Origin of the sequence: Ottowia cancrivicina, assembly GCF_029813755.1 — a bacterium.
Lineage (GTDB): Bacteria > Pseudomonadota > Gammaproteobacteria > Burkholderiales > Burkholderiaceae_C > Ottowia > Ottowia massiliensis.
The window spans coordinates 261,575-275,973 of sequence record NZ_JARVII010000001.1; the positions used below are offsets into that span (position 1 = coordinate 261,575).

The following is a 14,399-nucleotide window of genomic DNA, read 5'->3' on the forward strand; positions in this document are numbered from 1 at the left end:
CGTGAAGGCGCCGCGCCGCCCGCCGCCCGCGCCTGCTTCCGGATGCAGCCGGATAAGCAGGCCGCCGCAGAGCCAAAGCGCCGAATCTCAAAACGCCGAATCTGCTTCGCAGGCAGGCTGAAGCAGGCCCTGGACAAAGCCTTGCAAAGCCTCACGCCGCTGCCAGCAGCTTTTGCGTGTAGGGATGCTGCGGCTTTTCAAGCACTTGCAGGGCGGGGCCGGTTTCCACGGCCTGCCCGTCCTTGAGCACCAGCACGTCATGCGCCAGGGCGCGCACCACGTCCACGTCGTGCGTGATGAGCAGATAGGCCAGGCGGCGCTCGCGCTGGAGCTTTTGCAGCAGCGCGATGACTTGTTTTTGCACCGTCACATCCAGCGCGCTGGTGGGTTCGTCCAGCACCAGCAGCTGCGGCTCCACGATGAGCGCGCGCGCCAGGGCGATGCGCTGGCGCTGCCCGCCCGAAAACTCGTGCGGATAGCGGCCCAGCAAATGCGCAAAGCGGCTGGCGCTGTCTGGCGTGGCTTGAGCGGCTTGCGGGCCGCTTTCCTCTTTGCCGTCCTGCCCGCCTTCTTGCCCGCCTTCGTGCAAGCCGACATCGGCCAGCGCCTGCCGCACGCGCGCGGCGCGCTCGGCGGCGCTCAAGTGGGGGGCATGCACCAGCAGGCCCTCGCCCACGATTTCTTCCACGGTCATGCGCGGCGAAAGCGAAGAGAACGGGTCTTGAAACACTACTTGCGCCACGCGGCGCAGCGGCCTGTCGGCGCGGGTGCGGCGCTGCCAGGGGCGGCCCGCCACGCGCAGCTCGCCCGTGAAAGGCAGCAGGCCCAGCGCCGCTTGCGCCAGGGTGGATTTGCCGGAGCCTGACTCGCCAATCACCCCCAGCGTGCGCCCCGCCGGCAGGCAAAAACTGGCGTCATGCACGGCCACGAACTGCCCTTTTTTGAACCAGCCGCGCAGGCCCGGCAGCGGCGCGGGGTAAGTCACGCGCACGTGCTGCGCGGCCAGCGCGGGGGCTTGCGCCGCGTCGCCAGCGGGTGATTCATCGACATCGCGCACTGGGCGGCTGGCCAGCAGTTTTTGCGTGTAAGGGTGCTGCGGGGCGGCAAACAGCGCGGCGGCGCTGCCTTGTTCCACCAGGCGGCCTTGCTGCATGACGGCCACGCGGTCGGCAAAGCGGCGCACCAGGTTCAGGTCGTGCGTGATCATCAGCACGGCCATGCCGTTTTCGCGCCGCAGGCTCTCCAGCAAATCCAGAATCTGCCCGCGCAGGCTCACATCCAGCGCCGTGGTCGGCTCATCGGCCAGCAAAAGGCGCGGCTGGCAGGCCAGCGCCATCGCAATCATGGCGCGCTGGCGCTGCCCGCCCGAGAGCTGGTGCGCGAAAGCGCGCGCACGCCGCTGCGGCTCGGCAATGCCCGTTTTCGCCAGCAGCTCAACCGCCTCTTGCGCCGCGCGGCCAGCGGACAGGCCGCGCTTGAGGCGCAGGGCCTCGGCCACTTGCGCGCCGATGGTCATCAGCGGATTGAGCGCCGTCATCGGCTCCTGAAAAATCATGGCGATTTCATCGCCGCGCAGCGCGCGCATTTGCCGCTCGGGCAGCGCCAGCAGGTCGCGCGCCTGCCCGTCGCGCCCGGCAAACAGCGCCCGCCCTTGCAAGGCCGCGCCATCGAGCAGCCGCAGCAGGCTGAGCGCCGTCAGCGTTTTGCCAGAGCCTGACTCGCCCACCAGCGCCAGCTTTTCGCCCGGCGCAAGGGCAAACGAAACCCCTTGCACCACGGGTTTGGCGCCAAAGCGGATGCACAAGTGCTGCACGTCAAGCAGAGGCAGGCGGGAAGAAGCGGAGTTCATGAACGCGGCAATGAGAGTGAATGGGGCGCGCAGGGCATGCGCAAAGCCACACGCGCAAGCCAGCGCCGCACGCCGTGGAATGCCTCAGATGGTAAGTGCAGCATATTGCTTCTGAAAAAATAGCATGAGGTCCTAGAGATACGGGCGCAGGTGCCGTTTTTTACCCCTTGAATTCGCTCCTGTTTTTGATATTTCCCGACTGGCGAAGCAGGCCAAAGGCGCGGCCCAGCTGCATGGAGAACCTGCTGCGCTCCGCCCTCGCGCCTTTCAGCGCCCGGCCAGCGCCTGCTGGAGCACGGCGATGTGGCTGTGGGCAGGGTCTTTGGCGGCGGTGAGCAAAGTCAGGGGCCGGGGCAGCGCGCGCAGGCGCTCCAGGGCGGCCTGGGCGGCGGGGGCAGCCAGTTCCTGGCGGAAGCGCTGGCAGAACTCGTCGAAGCGCCCTTCGGGGTCTTCGTGGAACCAGTGGCGCAGTTCGGTGCTGGGGGTGGCGTCTTTTTCCCAGGCCACGCCTTGCAGGGCGGCCTTGCTGATGCCGCGCGGCCACAGGCGGTCAAGCAGCACGGCGCTTTTGTGCGGAGCGTGTACGTAGTCGTAGATGCGCTCGGCGGGAAAGTTGGCAGGGGCGCTCATGTCGGTGCTCCGTTCATGTGGTTTTGGAAGGGGCAGGGGTTTTGTCCGGCCAGTCGCACAGGTGGGCCACGGCGCATTCCCAGCAGCGGGGCTTGCGCGCCTGGCACACGTAGCGGCCATGCAGGATGAGCCAGTGGTGCGCGTGCAGCAGGTAATGCGGCGGCACGCGCTCCAGCAGTTTTTGTTCCACGGCCAGCGGCGTTTTGCCGGGGGCCAGGCCCGTGCGGTTGCTCACGCGGAAGATGTGCGTGTCCACGGCCATCGTCGGCTCGCCAAAGGCGACGTTGAGCACCACATTGGCCGTTTTGCGGCCCACGCCGGGCAGCGCCTCCAGCGCGGCGCGCGTGCGCGGCACCTGGCCGCCGTGCTCATCCACGAGGATGCGGCAGGTTTGCAGCAGGTGGCGGGCCTTGCTGTGATACAGGCCAATGGTTTTGATGGCCGCTTCCAGCCGCTCCAGCCCCAGGTCGAGCATTTGCTGCGGCGTGCGCGCCAGCGGAAAAAGAATGCGCGTGGCCTTGTTCACGCCCGCGTCGGTGGCCTGCGCCGATAGCAGCACGGCAACCAGCAGCTCAAAGGCGCTGCCGTATTCCAGCTCCGTTTCGGGGTGCGGATTGGCCGCTTGCAAGATGGCGAAAAAGCGCTCGATTTGCGCGGGCGTCATGGCGGAAAAAGCCTTGCGGCAGCGAACGCCAATTAACGCAGGCCCTGGCCGCTGGCCGTGTCGTCGGCGCGCTCGATCAGCTCGATCTTGTAGCCGTCCGGGTCGCTCACGAAGGCGATGACGGTGCTGCCGCCCATCACGGGGCCGGCCTCGCGCGTGACGCAGCCGCCAGCGGCGCGGATTTTTTCGCAGGCCGCGCGGGCGTCGGGCACGCCAATGGCGATGTGGCCGTAGGCCGTGCCCATTTCATATTGGGTCTGGCCCCAGTTGTAGGTCAGCTCGATTTCGGCCTGGCCGGGGTTGCCGCCTTCGTAGCCCAGAAAGGCCAGCGTGTAGCGGTATTCGGGGTTCTCGGAGCGGCGCAGCAGCGTCATGCCGAGCACCTCGGTATAGAAGCGGATGGAGCGGTCCAGATCGCCCACGCGGAGCATGGTGTGAAGAAGGCGCATTGGAAAAGTCTGTTGTGGGTTGATGAAGAAAAGAAAAAGCGCGCTTTGAAGCAGGTTCCTAGTCCACCCGCGCGCCCGAGAGCTTGACGATGCCCTGATAGCGGCCGCGCTCGCGCTCGGCCAGCTCGCCGAACTGCTCTGGCGTGGTGGGCAGCGGCTCGGCCCAGATGGCGGCAAAGCGCTGCTGCGCCTGCGGGCTGGCCAGCGCCTTGCCAAAAGCCGACGAGAGCTTTTGCAGCACCGGCGCGGGCGTGCCCGCCGGGGCCACCAGCCCCCACCAGGTGTCAATCTCAAAGCCCTTGAGCGTGTCGGCCAGCGGCGGCACGCCCGGCAGCATGGGGCTGGGGCTTGCGCTGGTCACGGCCAGCGCCACGAGCTTGCCGCTTTTGATGTTGGGCGCGGCGCTGGCCAGGTTGTCAATGTTGAAGTCCACCTGCCCGCCCAGCAGCGCCAGCTGCGCGGGGTTGGCGCCGTTGAAGGGAATGTGCGTGGCCTCGATGCCCGCCTGCTGCTTGAACAGCTCGCCCGCCAGATGCCCCGCGCTGCCGTTGCCGCCGGAGCCGTAGTTGAGCTGGCCGGGGTTTTCGCGGGCATAGGCGATCAGATCGGCCACGCTGGCAATCTTCAGCTGCCGGGCGGCCTCGGCATTCATCACCAGCACATTGGGCACGCGGGCCACGGCAGTGACGGGGGCGAAGTCTCTGGCCGCGTCATACGGCATCTTGCGAAACAGCCAGGGGTTGATGGCCAGCGTGGCCACCGCCGCCACGCCCAGCGTGCGCCCGTCGGGCACAGCCTTGGCCACGGCGGCCATGCCGATATTGCCGCCCGCGCCCGGCTTGTTGTCCACCACCACCGTGCCCAGCTCGCCTTGCACGCGCTCGGCCAGCACCCGCGCCGTTGCGTCCAGCGGCCCGCCAGGCGGATACGGCACCACGATGCGCAGCGGCGCAGTCTCCTGCGCCCAGGCGGCAGGCGCGGCCCAGGTCGCCGCCAGCGCGAGGGCGGACAGCAGCAAGCAACGGCGTGCGGTCATGTTTCAGTCTCCTGACAAAAATGGCAACGCGGCATTGTCCTTCATGCCTTCTGCCAGCCAGACAGCATCGGAAACAGGAGCAGATTTTTGGGCTATGAAATGCCGTCCAGAACAGGTTCCGCCAAGACGTCACGCTATGTATTTAGGGGCTAAATAGCCGCCTCGAATGGCCTGGCGCACTCAATGCGAGATACGGCTTCGCGCGTTCAGGCCGGCCATTCACCGGCTGCGCCTGGGCCGCCCTGATTGCGGCCCGCCATTTCCTCTCCTCACAGCCAGGCGCCGGACAGGCGCTCAGGAATAATCCCGCCTTTTTCGCACTCGCTCAACCATAGGGAAAACCATATGCAAGCCATCCAGGTCGGCCTTCTGGGCATCGGCACCGTGGGCAGCGGCACTTTCAACGTGCTGCGCCGCAATCAGGAAGAAATCAAGCGCCGCGCCGGGCGGGGCATTGAAATTGTCATGGTGGCCGATCTGGACACCCAGCGCGCCCGCCAGATCGTGGGGCCTGACGTGCAGGTGGTGGCCGACGCGCGCGAGGTCATCGCCAACCCGGACATCGAAATCGTCGTGGAACTGATTGGCGGCTATGGCGTGGCGCGCACGCTGGTGCTGGAAGCCATTGCGGCGGGCAAGCACGTGGTCACGGCCAACAAGGCGCTGCTGGCCGTGCACGGCACGGAAATTTTTGAAGCGGCGCAGAAAAAAGGCGTGATGGTCGCCTTCGAGGCCGCCGTGGCGGGCGGCATTCCCATCATCAAGGCGCTGCGCGAGGGGCTGACGGCCAACCGCATCCAGTGGCTGGCGGGCATCATCAACGGCACCACCAACTTCATCCTCAGCGAGATGCGCGACAAGGGGCTGGACTTTGACGTGGCGCTCAAAGAGGCGCAGCGCCTGGGCTACGCCGAAGCCGACCCCACTTTCGACATCGAAGGCATCGACGCCGCGCACAAGGCCACGCTGATGAGCGCCATTGCCTTCGGCATTCCCGTGCAGTTTGACCGCGCCTACGTGGAAGGCATCACGCAGCTGGCCGCCGCCGACATCCAATACGCCGAGCAGCTGGGCTACCGCATCAAGCTGCTGGGCATGAGCAAACGGCGCGAAGGCGAAGGCGTGGAGCTGCGCGTGCACCCCACGCTCATTCCCGCCCGGCGGCTGATTGCCAATGTGGAAGGCGCGATGAACGCCGTGCTCGTGCAAGGCGACGCCGTGGGCGCCACGCTGCACTACGGCAAAGGCGCGGGCAGCGAGCCGACGGCCAGCGCCGTCATCGCCGATCTGGTGGACGTGACCCGCCTGGCCACCAGCGACCCGCAGCACCGCGTGCCGCACCTGGCCTTCCAGCCCGGCGCGCTGCGCCACGTGCAAGTGCTGCCCATCGAACAAGTCATCACCAGCTACTACCTGCGCCTGCGCGTGAAAGACGAGACGGGCGTGCTCGCGCAAGTCACCCGCATCCTGGCCGACGCCGGCATCAGCATCAACGCCGTGCTCCAGCGCGGCACAGGCAGCGCCGCGCAAAACGCGCACGAAACCGACCTCATCATCCTCACGCACAACGCCCTGGAAGGCAGCATGAACGCCGCGCTGGCGCGCCTGCAACAACTGCCCGCCGTGCTCGCGCCCATCGTGCGCATCCGCAAGGAAGAGCTAGCTTGATGCCCAAAGGCAAAGCTCGGCCAAGGCCAGCAAAGGCCCGCCAGCCATGAATGAACAAGCAACCAGAAAGCCGGCTCCCATGAACTACCTCTCCACCCGTGGCGATGCCACTGCCCGCAAGTTCTGCGACATCTTGCTGGAGGGCTTGGCGCCCGACGGCGGGCTGTATCTGCCGCAGCATTACCCGCAGCTGGACGCTGCCGGTCTGGCCCGTCTGCGCCAGGTGTGGCGCGATGAAGGCTATGCCGCGCTGGCGTTTGAAATCCTCTCGCTCTACATCGACGACATTCCCGCCGACGACCTGCGGCAGCTGTGCGCCAAAACCTACACGCCCGCAGTGTTTGGCACGCGCGCCATCACGCCGCTCAAAAAGCTGGAAGAAGGCTTTTATCTCGAAGCCCTGTCCAACGGCCCCACCCTCGCGTTCAAAGACATGGCCATGCAGCTGCTGGGCAACTTGTTTGAATACGAGCTGGCGCGCAAAAACGGCGGCCAGGGCGCGCAGCTCAACATCCTGGGCGCCACCAGCGGCGACACCGGCAGCGCCGCCGAATACGCCATGCGCGGCAAGCGCGGCATCCGCGTGTTCATGCTCAGCCCGCACGGGCGCATGAGCGCCTTCCAGCAGGCGCAAATGTTCAGCCTGCAAGACGCCAACATCCACAATATCGCCATCGAAGGCGTGTTTGACGACTGCCAGGACATCGTCAAGGCCGTCAGCGCCGATCTGCCCTTCAAGCGCCGCTACAGCATCGGCACCGTCAACAGCATCAACTGGGCGCGGCTGCTGGCGCAAGTGGTCTATTACTTCGCGGGCTGGATGCAGGCCACGCAAAGCGAAGCGCAAACCGTCGATTTCACCGTGCCCAGCGGCAACTTCGGCAACATCTGCGCGGGCCACGTGGCGCGCATGATGGGGCTGCCCATCCGCCGCCTCATCGTCGCCACCAATGAAAACGACGTGCTCGATGAATTCTTCCGCACGGGCCTGTACCGCGTGCGCGGCAGCGCCGAAACGTTTGAAACCAGCAGCCCCAGCATGGACATCAGCAAGGCCAGCAACTTCGAGCGCTTCGTGTTCGACCTGCTGGGCCGCGACGCCGCCGCCACCCGCGCCCTCTTTGGCCAAACGCTGGCGCAGCAAGGCCAGTTTGATTTGAGCCGCCACCCGCGCTTTGCCGCCGCGCGCGAACAATTCGGCTTTGCCAGCGGCAAAAGCACCCATGCCGACCGTCTGGCCACCATCCGCAGCGTGCACGAGCAGTACGGCGTGCTGGTGGACACCCACACCGCCGACGGCGTGAAAGTGGCCCGCCAGTTGGCGCAAAAAGACACGCCCATGATCGTGCTGGAAACGGCGCTGCCCATCAAATTTGCCGCCACCATCCGCGAAGCCCTGGGCCGCGACCCGGACCGCCCTGCCGCCTTCAACGGCATCGAAAACCTGCCCCGCCGCGTGCGCGTCATGCCAGCGGACGCGCAAGCCATCAAAGCCTTCATCGCGCAGCAATGCGCGTAAGCGCGAACCCGGCGCGCCTTGAAAGCAAAACAGCCAAATCCCGGGAACTGGCTTGATAAACGGGCGGCAAGCCATGAAAAACCGGGATAGGGAGACAGAATAAAAGCCGGAAAACAGCTCTTGTTCTGGAATCTGTCGGTTTGCAGGGATGATCGAGAGCAGCAGATTCCGGGATGGGCCATGTTGATGAAACCATTTTCAACTGCACGGAAACAAGGAAAGGTTGCCGAAATGACGGTCAAAAAATGCCCCTGTTGTTCTTATGAAATGGAATTTCCACTGCGCAAATGGATTTTTAAGGATTTGTATACGGAATCTCCGCCGCCAGGAGTTCGAAGCTATTTCGGAAAAATGGATCGTGTCGTCGTTTGTCCACACTGCAAGAAAAAATCCAGATTCTCGTTGGAGTGGTTATCGTATTGTTTTGTTATATTGGCACATTTATACCCAATCATCTTCCTTGGGATTTGTCTTAAATTAGAAACTTGGGGGTGGGGCCACATCATTGACGGAAAATATTTGATATGGGGCCTTGCCATGTGGCCGGCGGTATGGCCTATTTTAAATACTATTTTGATATTTCGCACTAAATTAATCGAGGGAGAAAAAAAGTACGAGGACGAATATGATTTCACGAGTTTCGACTGAATTTATTGAGTATATCCTGTGTATTGGCGCATGATGCAGTTTTCCTCTTTGCGTTGATGAGACCAAGATATCATTAAGGTGTTTTATGCGAATAAAGAAAACATGTCCTTTTTGCAAGCAGACCATCAATTTACGTCTCAAGGTATATCTCCATATGTGGTTATATACTTTCGCTAGTTCATGGCATGATGTCAGATGCCCGCATTGCAAAGAATGGTCTGTTTACATTCCGAGGTGGACATATTTTTCTGGCGGGGTTTGGGCATTTCTTTGTACATTCTTGTTTGTATATGGAGCAAACACCGATCGCGAGATATTGATGATTTTGTCGCCAGTGCTGATGATTCCCGGCTTGCTGATCATAAAAATTGTACAAATATACGTTTGCAAACTGGGAGATTGGCTCTAAACAATAAAATGAACCGCCTTGCCGCCTGCTGCGGATGATTCGTTGAATGCCGGGTTTGCGGACAAGAAAGAAGACGCCAGAAACTAACATTCAAATCAGAAAACATCATTTGCGGTGATTCAATTCCCAAGAAAATCATGGCGCCGGGCCTGTTGCGAAAAGCATGTTTTCATGCCAGCCATTCGGGGCCTAATGGATCAGCGCTTCTTTTGGCGGCGCCAGCCAGGCCAAAGGCCCTGGCCACGGCCTTGTTTGCCCCATCTGCGCCGCTTCATGCCGCCCGCCCAAGAAAGCGCTTGCACCTTTCCATTGTCGCCTGTTTGCTCTTTATTCAATAGCAATACGTCCTAGTGGAATGTGCGGGAAAACCGTTTTCATACCCCCGAAATTTGCTCCTGTTTCTGATGCGGCAGACCCTCATCCTGCCACTGTCAGCCTGCCTGCTGACGCCAAACTGAAGCCCCTCATGCTCTTGCCTCACTTTCAGCGCCAGTTTTGACCTTGGCGCTGACGCTGTTGCAGCCAGTGCGCGCGCAGCAAAGCCAGAGGCGAGCAAGCCTGCCCAGCCTCACCAGTAAAGCCCCGGCTTCTATCCGGTTCTGAATGTCTGCCGAGTGCACCAGCACAGCCAGCAGCAGCCCATCGTGCCTTTGATCTTTTTGTCTGCGCGTCATATCTGCGCTGCTCCCTTTTGAGACAGTCTTGAGCGATGGGGTCGATGACGGCCACGCTGGGTCTGGCTCGCCTGCCCGCCTTGGCGCGCACTTGTTGGCGCAGCAGCACATCCCACACGGCCAGCACTTGCCACTACGCGTCGGTTATGCCGCTTGGGTACTTTTGCTATTCATTGGGTGTTGAAGGACAGGCGCTGAAGCCCTGCGCGCGCTCCAGGAGCGATCCATGAAGGAGCGGGCAGCTTGAAAGCGCCAGCGATGAGCAAAGCGGGCAGAAAAGGCAAGCGGAATGCACAGCTCTATTTCGCTCCTTCATTCATAGCATGACGTCCTGGTAAAACGCGCGCCAAACGGTATTTTGCACCCATTGATTCAGCTCCTGTTTTTGATGGCATTCGGCATGTAAGCGGCGTGTGGGCAGGCGGCGGGCTTTGGGCTTGCGGCGCGTGCGGGCAAAGGGCTTGCGTGGACAATGCCGCGCTTTGTTTCATTCCATCCACTTCTTCGCGTGAAAGGCGCTTTTGCCATGTCCGTTCATCAGCCTGCCGATGAATTTCCCGCTTTCTTTGACCAGGCGCCCGTTTTGCGCGTGCATGACGCGCTGGCGCAGTTTCTGGGGGCTGCCGCTGGCGGCGTCATCACCTACCGCTATGTGGATGCGGTGCGGCTGGCCGGGCATTCGTGCCCGACGGTAGCGGGGGCCTATCTCATGGTGGTCAAGGGGCTGGGGCATTTGTATGCCGATGGCCAGCTGCCCGAGCGCGGCGGCATCGAGGTGATGATGGCCGAAGGCCGCGAAGACGGCGCCACGGGCGTGGTGGCCGCCGTGGCCACGCTGCTGACGGGCGCCGCGCCCGAAACGGGTTTTGCGGGCATAGGCCCGGCGCACCGCTTTGGCCGCCGCAACCTGCTGCGCTTTGATGTGCCCATGCGGGGCGTGCTGGCGCTGCGCCGGCGGGACAGCGGCCAGGCGGTGCAGGTGGCGCTGGACGCCAGCATTGCGCCTTTTGGCGACGAGATGCGCGCGCTCATGCCCCGCGCCGTGGCGGGCGCGGCCCATGAGCAGGAGCTGGCCCGCTTTGCGCAGCTTTGGCAGGCGCGCGTGAAAACCATGCTGGTGGACGAGGTGAATCACCCGCAGCTGGTGCAGGTGATGCCGTTTGATGAATCGCTTCAGGCGTGATGGCGGCCAGGCCAGGCCCGCCGGGCTGCGTCACGCTGGTGGGCGCGGGGCCGGGCGATCCGCAACTGCTCACGCTCCAGGCCGTGCAGGCCATTGCCAGCGCCGATGTCCTTTTGGTGGATGACTTGGTTCACGAAGCCGTGCTGGCCCACGCGCGGCCTGGCGCGCGCGTGCTGCGCGTGGGCAAGCGCGGCGGGCAGGCCAGCACGCCGCAGGCGCACATTGGCGCGCTGATGCTGCGCGAAGCGCGCGCCGGACAGGCGGTGGTGCGCCTCAAAGGGGGCGACCCGTTCATTTTTGGCCGGGGCGGCGAAGAAGTGCAGCAGCTGCGCGCAGCCGGTTACGAGCCGCGCGTGGTGCATGGCATCACCGCCGGACTGGCGGCGCTGGGCAGCCTGGGCGCGCCGCTCACGCATGGCGAGCGCGCGCACGGCGTGATTTTTGCCAGCGGGCATTTGCATGCGCAGGCGCACCAGCCGCAGCAGCAAGCCGCGCGCTGGCAGCGCATGGGCGAGGCTGTGCGTGATTTGCAGCTCACGCTGGTCATTTACATGGGCGCGGGCCATGCCGCCGAAATACAGGCTGGGCTGCTGCGCGCGCTGCCCGCCGATACGGCCGCCGCCGTCATCGAGCGCGCCACCTGGCCCGGCCAGCGCCAGTGCGTGACCACGCTGGGCCGCCTGGCGCAGGCGATGCAGGCAGGCGGCCTGGGCAGCCCCGCCATCGTGGTGGTGGGCGATGTGGTGCTGGGCGCGCGCGAGGCGCTGCGGCGCGAGGCGGAGCAAACGGAGCAAGGCCAAGCCGTGGCGGCTGGCTGACTGGCGCGGCTCACGGCCTGATCACGGCCATCAAATCCGCCAAGGCTATTCGCAAAAAAGGAGCGAATTGAAGGGGGTGGAAATGCCGTTTCGCGCAGTTTCCACTAGGACATATTGCTATGAATAGAGGAGCTGATTTGAGCGGGTGTTTCCTGCTCCCGGCTCATGCTCTGCTCTGCGTCTTGCCCGTTCCGGTCCGCGCTTTTTTGCCGCGCGCAGGGCTGGCCATTCAGGCGGCAGTCGCCGGAGGCCTCATCCAGCCAGGCGTGGCCGTGGCTGGCGCAGCCGGTCTGGCACAGCACGTCTTGCACGCTGCGCAGCGGGGGCATACCGCCGCGCGGGCTGGCGGCCTTGCGGGCGGGGCCGGGCAGCGGCGTCAGCCCGGGCCAGCCCAGGCCCCAGAGCAGGCGCGTGGTGGCGATAACCCAGCGGGCGCGCTGGCGCATGAGTTCGGTCTCCAACGCCGCGCAACGGCGGGCATGGGCGGCGGCCATGTCACTGATGCGCTGCTGCGCGCCCGCCCATTGGCGCAGCAGCACGCCGTGTTCATGGGCCAGATCGCAAGCGGGAAAGCGGGAAGCGGACAAGCGTGCGCTCATAGGTTGAACCTCCTGAACCATGGCTTTCATTGCACGCCCGCCGGGCTGTGGCGCCCCGCGCCGCCAGCAGGCTGGGCGGGCGCGGCTTCCGCAGCGGGGGCCAGCAGCACCCATTCACCTGCCAGCCGCATGAACAGCGCGCGCATGGCGGGGCTGATGCGCGGCCGTGCGGCCAGCTCGCCCAGTTGCTGGGCCACCTGTCCGGCCAGCAGGCTGCGATGGAAAGTACCGGCGGGCGCCTGCGCGTAGCCCGTCATCAGCGTCAGCGTGTTGATCAACAGGGCCTGGGAGCTGGGCGGCGCGGTTTGTTCGGCGGCGGGGGCTGGATGACGCATGGCGGGCTTTCCCAAGAGAGCGGAGCGGGCAGGGTGCGCGGCAAGTATATGAGAACGATTCTTGAATTGAGCCGTCCATTCCCCTGGGAATTCCCCGAGAACCACGGGCGCGCGCCGCAGGCGCAGAGGCCGCCCGGCAGCGGAAAAAGCGGCCCTGTGCCAACTGAACCCACCGGGCCATGGCGCGAATACGATCGCCGCTTTTCGCCAGCGCGTATCCGCTGCCGCGCTTTGCCGCCGTTTTTCGCCCTGCCATGACTGCCGCCTCCGCCCACGCCCGCCCTCGCCGCCTGCCCCGCATTGCCTTGCTCGCCACGGGCGGCACCATTGCCGGAGCAGGCCCCGACAGCACGGCAGCCGCCTACGTGGCCGGGGCCTTGCGGGGCCAGGCGCTGCTGCAAGCCGTGCCGCAGCTGGCGCAACTGGCGCAGGTGCAAGTGCATGAATTGTTCGCGCTGGACTCGGCGGACATCAGCGACGCGCAGCGCCTGCAATTGGCGCAGCGCGTGGCGGCGCTGGCGCGGCAGGGCGATGTGGACGGCATCGTCATCACCCACGGCACCGACACGCTGGAAGAAAGCGCCTATTTGCTGCACCTGACGCTCAAAACCGCCAAGCCCGTCGTGCTCACCGGCGCCATGCGCGCGGCCACTGCGCTGGGCGCCGACGGGCCGCTCAACCTCTACCAGGCCGTACAAGTGGCCGCCAGCGCGCGCGCGGCGGGGCAGGGCGCGCTGGTGGTGATGAACGGCGCCATCTGGAGCGGGCGCGACGTGGCCAAGCGCGACGCCGCGCAAGTGCAGGCCCTGCAATCGCCCTACGGCCCGCTGGGGCTGGTGGCCGACGACGGCCCGCGCTTTTACCGCGCCCCCTGCCGCCCGCACACGCTGGCCAGCGAATTCGACGCCGACGCCTTGCATGCGCTGCCCGCCGTGGCCGTGGCCGCCAGCTATGGCGGCATGAGCGCGGCCGCCTGGCAGGCGCTGGCCGCTGAAGGCGCGCGCGCCATCGTCCACGCGGGCTTTGGCATCGGCACCGTGCCGCAGGCGCTGCAAGCCCAAGCCCGGCGCCTGCGCGCGCAAGGCGTGTGGCTGGTGCGCGCCAGCCGCGCAGGCAGCGGCGCGCTGCCCGCCTCGGCCCGCAGCCCGCTGTGGCTGTGCGCTGATGACCAAACGCCCGCGCAAGCGCGCCTGCTCATGGCGCTGGGGCTGACGCGCACGCAAGACGCAGCGGCGCTGCAAGCCTTGTTCGAGCGGTATTGAGCGCCTGCCCGCCACCTGAAACCACAGCAACATGAATCTGATGGCCCTTTGCCTTGGCGCCTGCGCGGGGGCGCTGGCCCGCTGGGCGCTGACGCAGGCACTGAACACGCCCGGCGCGTGGCTGCCCTGGGGCACGCTGGCGGCCAATCTGGCAGGCGGCCTGCTGGCGGGCGTGGCGCTGGCTGCATTTGAGCGCTGGCCGGGGCTGGATCCGGCCTGGCGGCTGGCGGTGATGACCGGCTTTCTGGGCGCGCTCACCACGTTTTCGGGCTTTGGCGTAGAAATAGTGCACATGCTGCAAACGCAGCGCTGGCTGGCCGCGCTGGCCACGGCGGCGCTGCACACGCTGGGCGTTGCGGGCATGGTGATGGCGGGGCTGAAACTGGTGCGTTTGCTCCTGCTTTGATAGCGGCAAAGCCCGTCAAACCGTGCGATGGAGGCGTTTTCATGGCCTTCTATTTGCTATCAAAAATAGAGTTAAGCAGCCCCTGGCCGAGCAAGCGCCTTCCTGCAATCGCGCTCCATGCTTGATCCCCAACTCCTACGCAAAGACCTGGAGGGCGTGCTCCAGCGCCTGGCCACCCGCAAAAACCCGCAGCCTTTTCTGGACGAAGCGGCCTTCCGCGCGCTGGAAGCCGAGCGCAAAGCCATCCAGA

14 protein-coding genes are annotated in these 14,399 nt (G+C 65.0%); 7 read left to right on the plus strand and 7 right to left on the minus strand.

Annotation, left to right across the window (positions count from 1 at the left end; genetic code table 11):
- Positions 1–151: 151 nt before the first annotated feature.
- The 5 genes from QB898_RS01185 to QB898_RS01205 form a co-directional block, all read right to left on the minus strand.
- Positions 152–1,849: an ABC transporter ATP-binding protein gene (locus QB898_RS01185; RefSeq protein ID WP_279523473.1), complete on the minus strand. Its 1,698-nt coding sequence runs from the start codon at positions 1,847–1,849 to the stop codon at positions 152–154.
- A gap of 267 nt (positions 1,850–2,116) precedes the next feature.
- Positions 2,117–2,479, minus strand: coding sequence for a DUF488 domain-containing protein (locus tag QB898_RS01190; protein WP_050716089.1), 363 nt, complete (start codon positions 2,477–2,479; stop codon positions 2,117–2,119).
- 13 nt (positions 2,480–2,492) lie between these two features.
- The gene (gene nth, locus QB898_RS01195) at positions 2,493–3,143 is read right to left on the minus strand and encodes an endonuclease III (protein WP_050716090.1); all 651 of its coding nucleotides are present in this window, start codon (positions 3,141–3,143) and stop codon (positions 2,493–2,495) included.
- 32 nt (positions 3,144–3,175) lie between these two features.
- Entirely contained in the window at positions 3,176–3,592 is a 417-nt protein-coding gene (gloA, locus tag QB898_RS01200) for a lactoylglutathione lyase (RefSeq protein ID WP_050716091.1), read from the minus strand.
- 58 nt (positions 3,593–3,650) lie between these two features.
- Positions 3,651–4,628: a Bug family tripartite tricarboxylate transporter substrate binding protein gene (locus tag QB898_RS01205; protein ID WP_279523474.1), complete on the minus strand. Its 978-nt coding sequence runs from the start codon at positions 4,626–4,628 to the stop codon at positions 3,651–3,653.
- Between the two features lie 345 nt (positions 4,629–4,973).
- On the opposite strand from QB898_RS01205, the gene QB898_RS01210 reads away from it, so the two are divergent.
- The 5 genes from QB898_RS01210 (at position 4,974) to cobA (ending at position 11,547) form a co-directional block, all read left to right on the plus strand.
- On the plus strand, positions 4,974–6,296 hold the full coding sequence (locus QB898_RS01210) for a homoserine dehydrogenase (protein ID WP_050716093.1): 1,323 nt from the start codon (positions 4,974–4,976) through the stop codon (positions 6,294–6,296).
- 79 nt (positions 6,297–6,375) lie between these two features.
- Positions 6,376–7,815 carry a threonine synthase gene (gene thrC / locus QB898_RS01215; protein WP_279523490.1) on the plus strand — a complete coding sequence of 480 codons (1,440 nt, stop codon included), beginning with the start codon at positions 6,376–6,378 and terminating at the stop codon, positions 7,813–7,815.
- A 120-nt stretch (positions 7,816–7,935) separates the two neighbouring features.
- A complete protein-coding gene (locus QB898_RS01220; RefSeq protein ID WP_279523475.1) occupies positions 7,936–8,463 on the plus strand; it encodes a hypothetical protein in 528 nt (175 codons plus the stop codon).
- 1,609 nt (positions 8,464–10,072) lie between these two features.
- The gene (locus QB898_RS01225) at positions 10,073–10,729 is read left to right on the plus strand and encodes a hypothetical protein (RefSeq protein WP_279523476.1); all 657 of its coding nucleotides are present in this window, start codon (positions 10,073–10,075) and stop codon (positions 10,727–10,729) included.
- Positions 10,729–11,547 carry a uroporphyrinogen-III C-methyltransferase gene (gene cobA, locus QB898_RS01230; protein ID WP_279523477.1) on the plus strand — a complete coding sequence of 273 codons (819 nt, stop codon included), beginning with the start codon at positions 10,729–10,731 and terminating at the stop codon, positions 11,545–11,547. The genes QB898_RS01225 and cobA overlap by 1 nt, the downstream gene beginning before the upstream one ends.
- A 104-nt stretch (positions 11,548–11,651) precedes the next feature.
- Here the strand turns inward: cobA and QB898_RS01235 are convergent, their stop codons facing one another.
- Positions 11,652–12,146: a hypothetical protein gene (locus QB898_RS01235; protein ID WP_279523478.1), complete on the minus strand. Its 495-nt coding sequence runs from the start codon at positions 12,144–12,146 to the stop codon at positions 11,652–11,654.
- A 26-nt stretch (positions 12,147–12,172) separates the two neighbouring features.
- Entirely contained in the window at positions 12,173–12,481 is a 309-nt protein-coding gene (locus QB898_RS01240; protein WP_279523479.1) for a hypothetical protein, read from the minus strand.
- A gap of 254 nt (positions 12,482–12,735) precedes the next feature.
- Here QB898_RS01240 and QB898_RS01245 point away from each other — a divergent pair, with 254 nt between their 5' ends.
- Both QB898_RS01245 and crcB read left to right on the plus strand, forming a co-directional pair.
- A complete protein-coding gene (locus QB898_RS01245) occupies positions 12,736–13,743 on the plus strand; it encodes an asparaginase (RefSeq protein WP_279523480.1) in 1,008 nt (335 codons plus the stop codon).
- A gap of 31 nt (positions 13,744–13,774) precedes the next feature.
- A complete protein-coding gene (crcB, locus tag QB898_RS01250) occupies positions 13,775–14,149 on the plus strand; it encodes a fluoride efflux transporter CrcB (RefSeq protein ID WP_279523481.1) in 375 nt (124 codons plus the stop codon).
- The last annotated feature ends 250 nt before the right edge of the window (positions 14,150–14,399 follow it).